Source organism: Pseudomonas sp. SAS7, from assembly GCF_052112345.1.
GTDB lineage: Bacteria > Pseudomonadota > Gammaproteobacteria > Pseudomonadales > Pseudomonadaceae > Aquipseudomonas > Aquipseudomonas putida_Q.
Genome location: NZ_JBEGGO010000004.1, coordinates 29,733 through 43,351 on the forward strand (window position 1 = coordinate 29,733; position 13,619 = coordinate 43,351).

General features: G+C 64.0%; 15 protein-coding genes and 1 pseudogene. 6 read left to right on the top strand and 10 right to left on the bottom strand.

The window, feature by feature from the left end:
- Positions 1-68: 68 nt before the first annotated feature.
- Entirely contained in the window at positions 69-533 is a 465-nt protein-coding gene (locus tag ABI582_RS08180) for a glycine zipper 2TM domain-containing protein (RefSeq protein WP_009684613.1), read from the bottom strand.
- 147 nt (positions 534-680) lie between these two features.
- On the opposite strand from ABI582_RS08180, the pseudogene ABI582_RS08185 reads away from it, so the two are divergent.
- A pseudogene (locus ABI582_RS08185) lies at positions 681-914 on the top strand (hypothetical protein).
- A 39-nt stretch (positions 915-953) separates the two neighbouring features.
- On the opposite strand, the gene pdxH reads toward ABI582_RS08185, so the two are convergent.
- The 5 genes from pdxH to dinG all read right to left on the bottom strand — a co-directional run bounded on the left by pdxH (position 954) and on the right by dinG (position 8,425).
- Positions 954-1,601 carry a pyridoxamine 5'-phosphate oxidase gene (gene pdxH / locus ABI582_RS08190; RefSeq protein ID WP_442118930.1) on the bottom strand — a complete coding sequence of 216 codons (648 nt, stop codon included), beginning with the start codon at positions 1,599-1,601 and terminating at the stop codon, positions 954-956.
- A gap of 18 nt (positions 1,602-1,619) precedes the next feature.
- Positions 1,620-2,612 carry an OmpA family protein gene (locus tag ABI582_RS08195; RefSeq protein WP_338744986.1) on the bottom strand — a complete coding sequence of 331 codons (993 nt, stop codon included), beginning with the start codon at positions 2,610-2,612 and terminating at the stop codon, positions 1,620-1,622.
- Positions 2,613-2,711: 99 nt separating this feature from the next.
- The gene (locus ABI582_RS08200) at positions 2,712-3,857 is read right to left on the bottom strand and encodes a serine hydrolase domain-containing protein (protein ID WP_442118931.1); all 1,146 of its coding nucleotides are present in this window, start codon (positions 3,855-3,857) and stop codon (positions 2,712-2,714) included.
- A 109-nt stretch (positions 3,858-3,966) separates the two neighbouring features.
- A complete protein-coding gene (locus ABI582_RS08205; RefSeq protein WP_442118932.1) occupies positions 3,967-6,201 on the bottom strand; it encodes a beta-galactosidase in 2,235 nt (744 codons plus the stop codon).
- Positions 6,202-6,280: 79 nt separating this feature from the next.
- Complete coding sequence (gene dinG, locus ABI582_RS08210; protein ID WP_442118933.1) at positions 6,281-8,425, bottom strand: ATP-dependent DNA helicase DinG; 2,145 nt, start codon at positions 8,423-8,425, stop codon at positions 6,281-6,283.
- Between the two features lie 97 nt (positions 8,426-8,522).
- Between dinG and ABI582_RS08215 the strand changes: the two genes are divergently transcribed.
- Positions 8,523-8,987: a CopD family protein gene (locus tag ABI582_RS08215; RefSeq protein ID WP_442118934.1), complete on the top strand. Its 465-nt coding sequence runs from the start codon at positions 8,523-8,525 to the stop codon at positions 8,985-8,987.
- A gap of 150 nt (positions 8,988-9,137) precedes the next feature.
- Here ABI582_RS08215 and ABI582_RS08220 read toward each other — a convergent pair whose 3' ends face one another.
- The 4 genes from ABI582_RS08220 to ABI582_RS08235 form a co-directional block, all read right to left on the bottom strand.
- Positions 9,138-9,896, bottom strand: a complete 759-nt coding sequence (locus ABI582_RS08220) for a collagen-like protein (RefSeq protein WP_338744990.1) — start codon at positions 9,894-9,896, stop codon at positions 9,138-9,140.
- A complete protein-coding gene (locus ABI582_RS08225; RefSeq protein WP_442118935.1) occupies positions 9,889-10,164 on the bottom strand; it encodes a DUF1145 domain-containing protein in 276 nt (91 codons plus the stop codon). The genes ABI582_RS08220 and ABI582_RS08225 overlap by 8 nt, the downstream gene beginning before the upstream one ends.
- A gap of 98 nt (positions 10,165-10,262) precedes the next feature.
- Positions 10,263-10,982: an OmpA family protein gene (locus tag ABI582_RS08230; protein WP_442118936.1), complete on the bottom strand. Its 720-nt coding sequence runs from the start codon at positions 10,980-10,982 to the stop codon at positions 10,263-10,265.
- Positions 10,983-11,071: 89 nt separating this feature from the next.
- Entirely contained in the window at positions 11,072-11,764 is a 693-nt protein-coding gene (locus ABI582_RS08235; RefSeq protein WP_338744993.1) for an OmpA family protein, read from the bottom strand.
- 159 nt (positions 11,765-11,923) lie between these two features.
- Here ABI582_RS08235 and ABI582_RS08240 point away from each other — a divergent pair, with 159 nt between their 5' ends.
- From ABI582_RS08240 to ABI582_RS08255, 4 genes are read left to right on the top strand one after another with little or no spacing between them, the layout of a single operon-like run.
- Positions 11,924-12,418, top strand: coding sequence for a DUF6231 family protein (locus tag ABI582_RS08240; protein ID WP_338744994.1), 495 nt, complete (start codon positions 11,924-11,926; stop codon positions 12,416-12,418).
- Positions 12,419-12,420: 2 nt separating this feature from the next.
- Entirely contained in the window at positions 12,421-12,897 is a 477-nt protein-coding gene (locus ABI582_RS08245) for a YchJ family protein (protein ID WP_338744995.1), read from the top strand.
- A gap of 2 nt (positions 12,898-12,899) precedes the next feature.
- Entirely contained in the window at positions 12,900-13,385 is a 486-nt protein-coding gene (locus ABI582_RS08250; protein ID WP_338744996.1) for an LEA type 2 family protein, read from the top strand.
- A gap of 7 nt (positions 13,386-13,392) precedes the next feature.
- Positions 13,393-13,596 (top strand): SEC-C metal-binding domain-containing protein, encoded by a 204-nt coding sequence (locus ABI582_RS08255; protein WP_019471879.1) that lies wholly within the window; start codon positions 13,393-13,395, stop codon positions 13,594-13,596.
- The last annotated feature ends 23 nt before the right edge of the window (positions 13,597-13,619 follow it).

The window sequence follows — 13,619 nt, forward strand, 5'->3', positions numbered from 1 at the left end:
GTGGCTGAAGCATGAAAAAACCCCGACTGGCAGCAGCCATGTCGGGGTTTTGTTTTACTGCGCGACGGTCAGTGCGAAACGCGGCTGGTGCCATCAACAGTCATGATGCGCACGCGGTCGCCAACGCGGAAGATTTCGTTCTCCTGCACGGCCTGCACGTAGGCACGCATGCTGCCATCGTCCTCACGCACGGTGATTTCGACGCCTTGGGTGCGGGTCAGGCCTTCTTCTGCAGCGGAACCGGCCAGGCCACCGGCCACGGCACCGATCACGGCTGCAACAATGCTGCCACGGCCACCGCCTACAGCACTGCCGGCTACGCCACCAACGATGGCGCCAGCGCCACCGCCGATCGGGGTCTTGGTACCTTCGATCTTGACCGGGCGCAGGGATTCGATGGTGCCCATGCGCACGGTTTGCACGCGGCGGGCTTCATCACGGGAGTAGCTGTCACCGGTCAGGCTCGAGGCACAGCCCCCCAGCAGCAGCGACATGGTGGTAAAGGTCGCCACCAGCAAAGCGGATTTACGCATGGGTAAAGTCTCCATAAGTCAGGTGTTCATTAGACGCTGCACGTTGACGGCTGTCACGGTACAAACGTAATAAAATTGTTTTCATTCAGCCGGGGTACAGCCTGTGCGGTTGTGCCATAGGCTCTTCAATTGAGACCAAGGATAGCCATGGATTACTTCATCGTCGTGGTCACCACCGTCGCAGGGCTGTATTTCCATGGGTGGTTGTATGTACGCATGCGCCGCTGAATGGACCGTGACCTGGCGTTGTCGCTGGCGGGGGCAGACCCTGAAAAGCGTGAGTACATGCTGGAAAGGTTGGCGCAGGCGCGGCAGGAGAAGGTGGGGCGCAAGCAACTGGCGCGCTGGTTGGAGCGCGAGGCGGCGGGGTATCCGGGGTAGTCTGATCGATCACTGGGGCCGCTTTGCGGCCCCAAGTTGTCAGGGTGCCAGCCGCTCCCGCAGCCATTGCCCATCCACCAGCCGGTAGTTCAACCGGTCATGCAGGCGGCTCGCCCGCCCCTGCCAGAACTCGATGCGCTCGGGCAACAGGCGATAACCACCCCAGTGCTCAGGGCAGTGTGGCTGGGTGTCCAAGAAGCGCGCTTCGGTGGCCTTGACCAGGCCCTCCAGCTCTTCACGACCGGCAATCACCCGGCTCTGCGGCGAAGCCCAGGCGCCCAGGCGGCTGCCCAGCGGGCGCACCTGGTAGTAGTCGTCCGACTCCTTGGCCGTGACCTTTTCCACCCGCCCTTCGATGCGCACCTGGCGCTCCAGCGCCGGCCAGAAGAAGGTGATGGCCGCAAAAGGGTTGGCCTGCAGTTGCTGGCCCTTGGCGCTTTCGTAGTTGGTGAAGAAGGTAAAGCCCTGCTCATCGAGCCCCTTCAACAACAGTACGCGACAATGTGGGCGGCCTTCGCCGTCCACAGTGGCCAGGGTCATGGCGTTGGCTTCCACCGGTACCTGCTCGGTTTTCACCGCATCGGCAAACCACTGGTGGAACAAAGCGAACGGCTCCCCCGGGGCCTGGGCTTCGGCCAGGCCATCACGGGTGTAGTCGCGGCGCATATCGGCCAGGGATTGAGTCATTGCTGCGTTCCTTGACGATCAGTTGGTCTTCGCAGGGCTGTTGGCAGCTACTTTCTTGTCAGCGGTAGCTTTCTTGGCGGCAGGCTTGGCGGCTGCCTTGGTCGGCGCGGCTGTTTTCTTGGCCGTGGTCTTGGCAGGGGCCTTGGCTTTGGCAACAGGTTTTTTCGCCGCAGGCTTCTTGGCTGCTGGCTTGCTGTCGACGGCCTTGGCGGCAGGTGCCTTTGCATCCTGCACCGCTACCATAGCGGCAGGTGCAGGTGCCGGAGCGGCCTGCTGGTACTTGGCCAACAGTGCGACCATGGTGTTCTGCGGGGTCAGCAGCATTTCCACGCGGCGGTTCAGGGCACGGCCCTCGGCGCTGTCGTTGGCGGCGCGCGGCATGACCGAGCCCATGCCCTTGAGGGTCAGGCGGTCACGCTGCAAGCCGCTGAGGCGGAAGATGGCCGACACCGAGGCGGCGCGCTCCAGGCTGAGTTTCTGGTTGGCAGCGGCAGCACCGCTGGTATCGGCATGGCCGAGTACCAGCACGGCAGTCTTGGGGTCACCTTCGACGGTCTTGGCCACGCGGGTGATCGGGCCAAGGGTCATTGGCAGCAGCATGTTGGGGCGATCAGGGTTGTACGAGCTGTCCACCGGCAGGGTTACCGCCAGCACATTGTCGCGGCGCTCCAGTTCCAGCTTGCTGTCCTTGATGGCTTCGCGCAGCTTGGGCTCGTACTCGTCCAGCCAGGCCTGGGTGGCCTTCTGGTCGATCTTCGGCACCACCGGCCCTTTGGCTTGCTTGTCCTCACCGCCGAACGGCCACCACCAGCGGCTGGCGCTTTCCGACTTGGCATCGGCCTTGGCCACATTTTCAGTGACAGCTGCCTTCACTTCCTGCTCGGCCACCTTGTCCGAACCGAAAGGCCACCAGTTGAAGCCACCTTCCTTGGAGCCGTCCGGAGAATGACTGGCACAGCCGGTAACGGCGGCCAGGCACAAGGCGAGTGCTAAGGTTTTATGTGAAGACATCAGCGATACACCATGAAATAGAAAGAAATTTTGCCCACACACTTCAGGCGTTGGCATTGAGGATAGTCAAAGGGGTGGGGCAATACCCGCATTACCCGATCAAAGGCAATCGGCAAGAACACGTACCAGTTTCTGGGCTCGTGGATCCATGAGCACGTAGGGGCCGAGGGTATTGACCACGAAACCGAAGGCCACGTCGTGCTCCGGGTCGGCAAAACCGACCGAGCCACCAGCACCTGGGTGGCCGAAGGCACGGGCGCCGAGGCCAAAGGTGGCGTTGGCCACATCGGGCTGGTCGAGCATGCAACCCAGACCAAAGCGGGTCTGCGTGAGCAACGTGCGGTCCTGGCCGAGGCTGTGCTCGCGGGTCAGCTCATCAAGCAGTTCGGATTCGAGCAGGCTGCCGTCCAGCAACCCGGCATAGAACCCCGCCAGGCTGCGTGCATTGCCATGGCCGTTGGCCGCTGGCTGTTGCATGCGCCGCCATTCCGGCTTGTTGGTGCTGGTCAGGATCGCCGGCGGGTTGGTAAAAGCACGGGTCGACAACGCCTCGGGTTCGCGCATGGTCACCTGCAGCAAGCGCTGCGCCGCGGCATCCCCGGGGTTGCCTTTGCCACGGGCGATATGCGCCACGCGGTAGAACTCCTCGTCTGCCAGGCCGACATGGAAGTCCAACCCCAACGGGCGGGCGGTACGGGCCACGATCGAGTCGCCAGGGCCACGGCCATCGGCGCGGCGAATCAGCTCGCCAATCAGCCAGCCGTAGGTGATGGCAGCATAACCGTGTTCGCTACCGGGTGCCCACCATGGTGTTTCAGCCGCCAGGGCATTGACCATGGCCTGCCAGTCGTACAGGGCTTCAGCTGGCAGCAACTCACGGATGGCCGGCAATCCGGCACGGTGGCTGAGCAGCTGGCGCAAGGTGATCGCCTGCTTACCGGCCTGGGCAAACTCGGGCCAGTAGTTGGCCACAGGGGCATCGAGGGCTAATTTGCCCTCGCCCACCAGTTGCAGGGCGGTGACGGCGGTGAAGGTCTTGGTGCAGGAGAACAGGTTGGCGATGGTGTCGCTGTGCCAGGCCTGCTGGCCATCCTTGTCGGCACTGCCGGCCCACAGGTCGACGACGGTTTCGCCACCGACCTGAATGCACAGCGCAGCGCCACGCTCCTGGGAATCTTCGAACAGCGCGGCAAAGGCTTCGCGCACGGCTTCGAACTTCAGCTCATAGTGACCTTGGATCTGCACCCGCTGTACTCCGTACGACCATGTCCAAAAAAGGTGTGCATTGTTTCAGTAGTTGGGTGTTTTGCAAACTGGCTTGGGCCAAATGGTCGCGACGAACGGTAGCTTGTGCTCAGGGAGCCGGTTTTTCCAACTGTGCGCGCAATTGGTTCATCACCTGCAGGTTGCTCTTGCGCACGGCGTCGACAAACCCCGGGTATGGCACATCGGTGATCGCCACCAGTCCGAGGTGGCCGTTTTCGCCGTCAAGCAGGCGACCGCTGGCTGGCTGGTCAAGGTACTGGAACCAGTGCGCGCCGACGATCATCGGTTGCGCCAGGGCCGCCTTGAGGAAGTTGCCGTAAGCCGGGCCGCGGTCTTCCTCCCGCGCCAACTCCAGCGGCCCCGGCCAGAACGGGCCGCGATCACGCGAACCGAACTGGAACTCGGACACCAGCACCGGCTTGTCCAGCTCGGCCAGGCGGGCGAAGTCGTAGCCGTCCTGCGGCTTGAGGGTATAGAAGTTGAAGCTGAGCACATCGCAGAACTCGGCACAGGCCTTGACCGCCTCCGGCGTGCTCACAGCGTAGCGGCCACCGAGCAGCAGGTGATTGGGGGCATGCCACTTCAATGAATCGGCAATGGTCTTGAAGTAAGTCTCGGCGAACACCTGCTGGAAGTGCTGGTAGTCGCGCTCGATTTCCGGGTGTTGCGGGTCGGGCAATGGCGCCTCGAAGCCCGGATCTTCCATGAGCTCCCAGGCGGTCAGTTCGATGCCCCAGGCCGTGGACAGCCCCTGCTGGTTACGGTACTTGTCGCGCAGCTGTTTGAGGAAGGCGCGCTTGGCCGGTACATCGGTGGTCAGGCGCAAAGTGCCATAGGCCAGGCCATACCGTGCTTTAGGGTCGCTGCCTGGGGCCGCCCAAGCCAGCTCGTTGTCGGCGAAGTAGCCGATCAGCCAAGGATCGTCACGGTGATCGCGGGCGGCAATTGCCACTGCGCGCTCGGTGGCCATGGCAAAGCGCGGGTCGAACGGGTCGGGCATGCTGCCCCACCAGTCCATGCCGGTGCTGATGCTGGCGTAATCACCCACGATCGACAGCGGCAAGATGTAGGGCATACGTTTGGCCTGGCCCAGGGCTGGCTCGCTCCAGTTGCCGACCGTGTTGAAACCCCAGGCCTGCAGACGGTCGAGCGCATGCGTTTGCCAGCGGGCAGCGTCCAGGACCAGCGGTGGGCAGTTGGCGGCCTGCCCTGCTGCGGCAGGCGGGCAGGGTTTGCCGTAGGTACGCTGAACGTTGGCGGCATAAAAATCGAACCAGCGCCCTTGCTTGAAGTTGCGCCCTTGCGACGAGGCATTGCCATCGTCGTTGTTGCCTTCGCCGTAGAATGCGGCCAGTGCATCACCCTCGCCCGGCAACGCCTTGAACATGCCTTCACGGCCGGCGACGTACGTACGCCCGCCATCTGCGGCCACGGCATTCACCCCCAGGGAATAGAACGGGTGCCCTTCCGGCGTTACCAGATACCAGCGGCCATCACGCTTTTCGGTGCGAAAAAAGCCCTTGGCCTCGAAGGCCGGCCCTGCCAGCAGCCCGCCGTAGCCGTCTAGTTGCTGCTTGCCCCGCTCAGCCAGCCAGCCCTTGAGCTGCTGCTGTTCACGCATATCGGCCGCCTTGAGCTGCTCGTCATTGGCCACCTTCTCGGGCCAGTTGCCGCGCGTGGACTGGCCATAGGCATCGATCAGATCCTGGTAGGCCGCCTTGTAGGCCTGGTCGTCATCTTGGATGCCCACCCGCTCGATCAGCAGGTTCTGCGCCACCTTGGGGTTGGGGATGCTCAGGCTGACCGAGGCCACCTGCTTGAGGTCTACCGCGCCCGCGCTGCTGGTCAGCAGCAAGCGCTGGCCACCATGGGTCCACGGCATGGGCGGGCCGGCGCGCATGCCCTGGCTCAGCGGTGAGCTGGCGGTGAGCGGTACCATCACGGTTTGCGCGGGGCCGGCCGGCAGGTCAATGCGGCTGGTCAACATGCGGCCATCGCTACCTTGCACCGTGACATCCACCGTCAGCGCCCAGTCCATGGCACTCTGCAGCCGCAAGGTGAGGAACTGCCCGGCGGACCAGTCCCAGGTACCGCCTTGCGGGCTCAGGCGCAGGGTCGGCCGCTCGGCCGGGTTGAACACCACTCGCCGCAATACCTCGCCCTCGGCCGTCTGCTCCGCGTTGTACTGCGGCATGCCGGCATTCTCGGTCGCCACATTGACTACCGAGGCCGGGCGCACAAAGCTGAACAGCGTCTGCTGCCCAGCCAGCAAGGGCGAGCTGAACAACAGGGCGAAAACGGCGGGCAGGGTGAGGCGGACCATAAGGCTGAGGCTCTCCTTCAGGCCACTCACGGGCCCAGACTGAGTAATGGACAACGCGCCGGTGCAAGTGCTCCGGCGGTCAGGAAATCTCCCGCCGGAACGGCGGCAGCGCATTGAGAATAGCCTTGCCGTAGCGCTGGGTGACCAGGCGCCGGTCAAGCAAGGTAATGACACCGCGATCCTGCTCGGTACGCAGCAGGCGACCGCAGGCCTGGATCAGTTTCAGCGAGGCGTCGGGTACGGCAATTTCCATGAACGGGTTACCGCCGCGGGCTTCGATCCACTCCGCCAGTGCGGCTTCAACCGGGTCATCGGGCACGGCAAATGGAATCTTGGCAATCACCACATGCTCGCAATAGGCGCCAGGCAGGTCGACACCCTCGGCAAAACTTGCCAGGCCGAACAGCACGCTGTGCTGGCCATCGTCGACCCGTGCCTTGTGCTTGTTCAGGGTTTCCTGCTTGGACAGGTTGCCCTGGATAAGTACCAGCTTGCGCCAGTCACGGTCCAGGCCATCGAACACGTCCTGCATCTGCTTGCGCGAGGAGAACAGCACCAGTGCGCCACGGGCATCTTCGACGATGTTCGGCAGCTCGCGGATGATTGCCGCGGTGTGTGCCGCGGCGTCGCGTGGGTCGGCCTTGAGGTCGGGCACCCGCAACAGGCCGGCGTCGCCGTGCACGAACGGGCTGGGCACCACACAGGTCATCGCATCACGCGGTAAACCCGAGCGCATGCGGAAGCGGTCGAACTTGCCTAGCGCGGTCAACGTCGCCGACGTCACCAGCGCACCGTGGGCAACGCTCCACAGGCTGCGGCGAAGCATCTCGGCGGCGAGGATGGGGCTGGCGTTGACTTCGATGTCGAACATCGCACCGCTCTCGGCCAGCGTCAGCCAGCGAGCCATGGGCGGGCTGTCTTCCGGGTCTTCGGCGGTAAAGGCCGTCCACAGTTCCCAGTTGCCCTGGGCACGGGTGACCAGGCTGCCGAACAGCGGGTACCACTCCTCGGCCTGGTGGCTGCCAATGCCGATGTTGACCTCGCCGTCCATGCCTTCCTTGAGCAGGTCGGCCAGGCGAGTAAACAGGTCGTTGAGGCGGGCAAAGCCCTTCTTCAGCTCGATGCCCACTTCGCGCATCTGTTCCGGCACGACGCCGCCTTCGAAACGATAGCGCGGGCGCTCACGGCCCTCGGTGTCTTCACTGGGGCGGAAGTCGGCAACCTGCTCGCAGAGGGTGAACATGAACTGCTGCTGGGTGCGCACTTCGCGCGCCAACTCTGGCACCTGCTCGATGTACTTGCCCAGGTCGCCGGGCAGCGGGTGCTGGGCCAGCAGCTTGGTCAGGTTCTTGGCGGTCTGTTCCAGCCAGTCTGCGGTGGAGCGCAGGCGCGAATAATGAGCGAAGTGGCCGATGGCCTTGTCTGGCAGGTGGTGGCCTTCGTCGAACACGTACATGGTGTCGCGCGGGTCGGGCAACACTGCACCGCCGCCAAGGGCCAGGTCGGCCAGCACCATGTCGTGGTTGGTGACAATCACGTCTACCTTGCCCATGCCTTCACGGGCCTTGTAGAACACGCACTGCTGGAAATTGGGGCAGTGGCGCCCGGTGCACTGGCTATGGTCGGTGGTCAGGCGGGCCCAGTCCTGGTCTTCAAGGGCTTCTGACCAGCTGTCACGGTCACCGTCCCAGCGGTTGCCGGCAAGCTTCTCGATCATGCTGTTGAACAGCTTCTGGCTGCGCTCGTCGACCTCGATGCGAAAGCCCTCTTCCTCGAACAACTGGGCAGTGGCCGACTGGGCGTGGCCCTCCTGCAGGAGGATGTCGAGCTTGGACAGGCACAGGTAGCGGCCACGGCCTTTGGCCAGGGCGAAGCTGAAGTTGAGCCCGCTGTTGCGCATCAGGTCGGGCAGGTCCTTGAAGACGATCTGCTCCTGCAGGGCCACGGTGGCTGTGGCGATCACCAGGCGCTTGCCAGCGGCCTTGGCGGCCGGGATGGCGGCCAGGCTGTAGGCCACCGTCTTGCCGGTACCGGTGCCCGCTTCCACGGCCACAACGGCAGGCTCGCCGGCGCGGCGGCCTTCATCGTCGCAGGCAATGTCGCCAAGCACCTTGGCCACTTCGGCGATCATCAGGCGCTGGCCATAGCGAGGCTTGAGGCTCTTGGCTTCGAGAAAACGCGAGTAGGCGCCCTGGATGGTGGCTTTGAGTTCGTTGCTGATCATGGTCTGCAGGCGCCCGTAGGGCTGGATATATTTTCAGTGTTTCGCATGGGCGGCTATCATACCCCGCTATTGCCCTTTATGCCGCATGGAGATCCGGATGCTCGCCTTTGCCCTGCCCTACACACTGCATGTTCTGGCTGCCCTGGTATGGGTCGGCGGCATGTTCTTCGCCTGGCTGGTGCTGCGCCCGGCCACGGTTGCGGCCCTTGAAGGGCCTGCACGGCTGCGGCTGTGGGTGGAAGTTTTCCGACGCTTCTTCGGCTGGGTCTGGGTGGCGGTGGCGATTTTGGCGATAAGTGGTATCGGCATGTTGCACATGCGTTTCAGCGGCTTCGAGACTGCACCGAAGTACGTGCAGGTAATGATCGGTGGGGGCATCGCCATGTTTGCCTTGTTCATGCGCATTCAGGCGTTGCTGCTGCCGGAGTTGAAGATGGCGGTGCAGGCCGAGGACTGGCCGGCGGGTGCGGCGGTGCTGGGGCGGATTCGGCGGATGGTGGGGATCAACCTGCTGCTGGGCCTGGCGGTGGTCGCTGTGGCCAGTTCGCGCCTGATGATCTGACAGGCTGTACGCGATCCCTGTAGGAGCGGCCTTGTGTCGCGATGGGCTGCACAGCAGCCCCAGCAATATAGGCAAACATGCTGAAATCCGGGGCTGCTGCGCAGCCCATCGCGACACAAGGCCGCTCCTACAGGGGGGGCGCGGTGTGGCTTAGAGGTGTTGCAAGATCAACTCGCCTGCGGCCCCTGCCAGGCCCGGCTGCCCCGGCTGCCCTGGCCGGCCATTGGCGCCAGCATCGGTGCTGTACACCAGGCAACCCTTGCTAGCCCCCCCTTTACCCGCCTTGCCCGCCGCTCCGGGCTTGCCTGGGGCGCCGCCATCCAGGCGCACGACAACGCGCTCTTGCGGGAAGCCCTGTGGCACGCTCAGGCGAATGCGCCCACCTGGCGCGCCATCGTGCCCGTTGCCGCCGTCATCGCCATTGGCTCCACGGCTGGCCTGGCCCCAGGTGCAGCCACCCGCCTGGCCGTTGCCACCATCAAGCCCCACATAACCGGGCGCCCCCGCGCCACCACGGGCATCGATCGCCACCCGCTCGGCATCCACTTCAGCCAGTTTCAGGTCCAGGCTGCGGCCCGGGCGAGCTGCCCGTTGATAACTACCCGCCGCCCCGGGGGCACTGAATTCACTGCCCTCACCCAACTTCGCGCTACGCGCCTCGATCACCAAGGGGCTATCGGAGGGTGCGATGGCGATGCGCGCATCACGCCCCAGTTCCAGCTGGTCGACCGTCAATTGCGCAAGCGAGGCAGGCAGCAGCAGGGTTGCCGCATCGGCGACACGCAGGTGCGTGAAGTGCACGCTGGCCGACTTGTCGGGCAGGCGCAGCATGGAATTGGCGGCAACCTCCAGGCTTTCAGCCTGGGCCAGGGGAGCGGCCAACATGGCCAGCAACATCAGATTACGCATTTCGGGGCGCCTCCTGCGCACGGGGAATGGACATGACATGGAAGATACCTGTCAGCAGGATCTGCAAACGGTCGAACCAGCGGTGGCTGCGCCCACGCAGGCTGCCATTGAAGAACAGCACCTCGAGCAGGTGCAAGCCGAACAGGAAGATGCCAGCGGCATTGATCAACAGATTGAAAGGCACAGGTTGTGGCATCAGCTGATTGAACAACACCACACCCCAGAAAGCGACCGTCAGGACCTTGCCCAGGCCCAGGATGAACTTCATACCCCACCCCTGTAGATTGTTGTTATGTCGAGACGGCCCGTTCGAGCGAGCCGTGCGACCAACATTACCTGCAATGCCAAGGCAGGCGCCAGCACCGCTCAGTTGAGGTGCAGCTCCACCCGTCGGTTGCGCGCGCGGCCCTCCTCGCTTTCGTTATCAGTGATCGGCTCGCTTTCTCCGCGGCCCTGGCTGGTGACCTTGCCAGGCTCCAGGCCCTGACTGATCAGGTACTCGGCAACGCTGCTGGCACGGCGCTCGGAAAGCGCCTGGTTATAGCTATCGGAACCCACGTTGTCGGTGTGCCCGATCACACTCACCTTGGCTATCGTCGGCGAGTCGAGTTTTGCCACCAGGCCTTGCAGGCGTTGCTGCGCCGCCGGGGTCAGGTCGGCGGAATCGAAGGCAAACATCACCGCGCCGTTGTCATCGAGGATGATCACCTCTGGCGCAGGCTCAGGTGCAGTGGCAGGCGCCGCTGCCGGGTACTCCTTCAGCGGGCAACCCATGTGGTCGACTGCGGTGTTGGCAGGGGTATCGGGGCAATGATCGCGGCGGTCGAAAATACCGTCGCCATCTTCATCACCATCCTGGGCGTAACAGATCAGCCCCCCGGCGATGGCGCCCAGAGCGCCGCCACCTGCGGCCCAGGTAGAACTTTCGATAGCGCCCAGGCCGCCACCGACCAGGCCGCCCAGCAGGCTGCAGATGGGCCAGGTCCTTTGGTTGAGCGGTGCGCTACCATCGCTGTGGGTAGCGCAGCCCGCGAGCAGGCTGACAGCCACCAACAGCGGCAGCGCCGCCTTCGACGTCCCACTCATGCTGAATGCTCCTGTGTCGTTGGCCACAAACGGCTGACCGGCATGAAGCCGCGCCCGTGCCACTGCTCAAGGCACGGGCGCATGCCGCCTTAGCGCTGGATCTTGATTTCGGTACGGCGGTTCATGGCACGTCCGTCGGCCGTGGCGTTGTCAGCTACCGGTTGGGTTTCACCGGCACCGACCACCGAAACGAAGCTGCTGCGCGGCACACCGCTCTCGACCAGGTAATCGGTCACCGAGTGGGCGCGGCGCTCGGACAGTTTCTGGTTGTAACTGTCGGAGCCGACGCTGTCGGTATGGCCGCTGACGCTCAGGCGGGCGGATGGGGCTTCCTGTTTCAGGCGCGTGGCAATGGTATTGAGGCGCTCTTTGTCACTGGCGGTCAGGCGTGCAGAATCGAATTCGAAGTGTACGTCGCGGATGACGATGACCTCTTCCTTCTGCACCACCACTTCTTCCACCACCGCTACCGGCTCAGGCGGGCACCCGTTGGCATCGACCTGCACACCACGCGGTGTGCCCGGGCACTTGTCACGGCTGTCCGGTACGCCGTCGCCATCCTCGTCGCCATCGCCATGGGCCCAGCAGTAGCCCGCCGCCAGGCCACCGCCCAGCAACGCACCCCAGCCAGCCCAGCTGGAACTTTCAATAGCGCCCAAAGCGGCGCCGCCGACACCCCCGACGGCGGCACACTTCGGCCAGTCGGTTTTTTGCAAACCTGCACAACCAGTCAACACACTGGTGAGCAGTACCAGGGGTAACGCTGTGCGTACTATGCTCATTTCATTGCTTCTCCTAGGGGGAATCGGCATAAGGCCGATCTCTGGGATTAAAGACCGCGCATTCCAACCCTGCCAGCAATAAGCCACGACGTGGTCACAAGCCTCTTTGCCCACACGCCGCGGCCCGCTAGTCTTGGTCGACTTGAACGAGGATTGGCAATGACCGACGGTTTTTCCCAACGCACCCCGCAGCAGGCCCTCGCGGCCCTGCTCGAGCGCTTCACCCCGCAACGCCTGCTGCTGGTCGGCACACGCTTTCCGGCGCTGGACGCCTTCGCCCAGGCGCACCCCCATGTGACGATCGCCATCACTGCCCCGGGCCCGCTGCCGGCCGAACTGGCGGCCCAACGCTTTGACCTGGCGGTGCTGGTGGACTGCCTGGAGCACCTGCCCAAGCGCACCGGCCTGGAACTGCTCGGCGGCATCCGCAACCTCAACGCCAGCCGGGTTGCGGTGCTGGCCGACCTGGCCGCCTGCGGCTGGCTAGACACCGACTTTTTTGCCCTGGCCCTGTCGGCCAGCGAGAAATTCCGCCGTGACCAGCAGGTTTTGAGCTTGTTCACCTATGATCTACATGACTACAAGCAAGTCCCGGACTGGCTCAACGCCAGGTTCTGGGCCAACCCTGAAAACTTCGGCAAGTACTGGTGGTGATGATGAGTGTCTCGGTCTGCCCTTGCGGCAGTGGCAACCTGCTCGACGCCTGCTGCGGGCATTACCATGCCGGTACTCCGGCCCCCGATGCCCAGGCGCTGATGCGCTCACGCTACAGTGCCTACGTGCTCGGCCTGGTCGACTACCTGGTGGCAACCACCCTGCCGGCCCAGCAAAACGACCTGGACCAGGCCGCCATGGCTGCCTGGAGCGCCCAGAGCACCTGGCTGGGCCTGGAGGTGGAAGGCGCCGAAGTGCTGGGCGGTCAGCCGGAGCACGGGTTTGTCACCTTCACCGCGCGCTGGCACGACCAGGATGGCGATCACCAGCACCGTGAACGTTCGGCGTTCGTCCAGCATGCCGGGCGCTGGTACTTTATCGACCCTACGGTTGGGCTGAAGGCCGGGCGCAACGACCCCTGCCCCTGCGCCAGCGGGCAGAAATTCAAGAAATGCTGCGCCAGTTACGTGGGTAGCTGAGCATGATGGCCCGCGCCCGTCTGCTGCTGCCCTGCACACTGATGGCATGCCTGGCGTTGCTGGCGGGTTGTGCCAGTTGGGGGGGGGACGACTGGCGGGAGCCCGAAGTGCACCTGGTCGAGGTCGAAACGGTCAAGGCCAGGTTGCTGGAGCAGGAGTTCGTGCTGCACCTGCGGGTCGACAATCCCAATGACAGCCGGCTGTTCATCCGCAACCTGTCGTATGCAATACGCCTCAACGACCTGCTGCTGGTGCAGGACGAAGCCAGTGTCTGGCGCAGCGTGGGCGGGCACGCCCGGCGCACTTTCAAGATCACCGCGCGCACCAACCTGTGGCAGCACCTCAAGCCACTGGCCAAGCTGCTCAAAAGCAGGCAGCCGCTGCATTACACCCTGCAGGGCGAACTGGCGACCGGGTTGCTCATCCATCGGGACCTGCACTTATCGCGCAGTGGTGAGATAATCCCCGGCGATCACATCCCGGAGTAACCCTGCAATGTCCCAACAACCCCACGTTCATGGCCCTGACTGCAACCACGACCATGATCATGACCACCACCACGATCATGGCCATGTACACGGCCCGCACTGCAACCACGGCCACCAGGAGCCGGTACGCAACGCCCTGAAGGACGTTGGCCGTAACGACCCTTGCCCTTGCGGTAGCGAGAAAAAGTTCAAGAAGTGCCACGGCGCCTGATCGACTGGCTCGGTTAAAAACCT

What these genes read in the sequence shown, in the direction of transcription:
- ABI582_RS08180 (WP_009684613.1), bottom strand. Translation starts at nt 533, where the DNA reads ATGCGTAAATCCGCTTTGCTGGTGGCGACCTTTACCACCATGTCGCTG.
- pdxH (WP_442118930.1), bottom strand. Translation starts at nt 1,601, where the DNA reads ATGACTCAATCCCTGGCCGATATGCGCCGCGACTACACCCGTGATGGC.
- ABI582_RS08195 (WP_338744986.1), bottom strand. Translation starts at nt 2,612, where the DNA reads ATGTCTTCACATAAAACCTTAGCACTCGCCTTGTGCCTGGCCGCCGTT.
- ABI582_RS08205 (WP_442118932.1), bottom strand. Translation starts at nt 6,201, where the DNA reads ATGGTCCGCCTCACCCTGCCCGCCGTTTTCGCCCTGTTGTTCAGCTCG.
- dinG (WP_442118933.1), bottom strand. Translation starts at nt 8,425, where the DNA reads ATGATCAGCAACGAACTCAAAGCCACCATCCAGGGCGCCTACTCGCGT.
- ABI582_RS08215 (WP_442118934.1), top strand. Translation starts at nt 8,523, where the DNA reads ATGCTCGCCTTTGCCCTGCCCTACACACTGCATGTTCTGGCTGCCCTG.
- ABI582_RS08220 (WP_338744990.1), bottom strand. Translation starts at nt 9,896, where the DNA reads ATGCGTAATCTGATGTTGCTGGCCATGTTGGCCGCTCCCCTGGCCCAG.
- ABI582_RS08225 (WP_442118935.1), bottom strand. Translation starts at nt 10,164, where the DNA reads ATGAAGTTCATCCTGGGCCTGGGCAAGGTCCTGACGGTCGCTTTCTGG.
- ABI582_RS08230 (WP_442118936.1), bottom strand. Translation starts at nt 10,982, where the DNA reads ATGAGTGGGACGTCGAAGGCGGCGCTGCCGCTGTTGGTGGCTGTCAGC.
- ABI582_RS08235 (WP_338744993.1), bottom strand. Translation starts at nt 11,764, where the DNA reads ATGAGCATAGTACGCACAGCGTTACCCCTGGTACTGCTCACCAGTGTG.
- ABI582_RS08240 (WP_338744994.1), top strand. Translation starts at nt 11,924, where the DNA reads ATGACCGACGGTTTTTCCCAACGCACCCCGCAGCAGGCCCTCGCGGCC.
- ABI582_RS08245 (WP_338744995.1), top strand. Translation starts at nt 12,421, where the DNA reads ATGAGTGTCTCGGTCTGCCCTTGCGGCAGTGGCAACCTGCTCGACGCC.
- ABI582_RS08250 (WP_338744996.1), top strand. Translation starts at nt 12,900, where the DNA reads ATGATGGCCCGCGCCCGTCTGCTGCTGCCCTGCACACTGATGGCATGC.
- ABI582_RS08255 (WP_019471879.1), top strand. Translation starts at nt 13,393, where the DNA reads ATGTCCCAACAACCCCACGTTCATGGCCCTGACTGCAACCACGACCAT.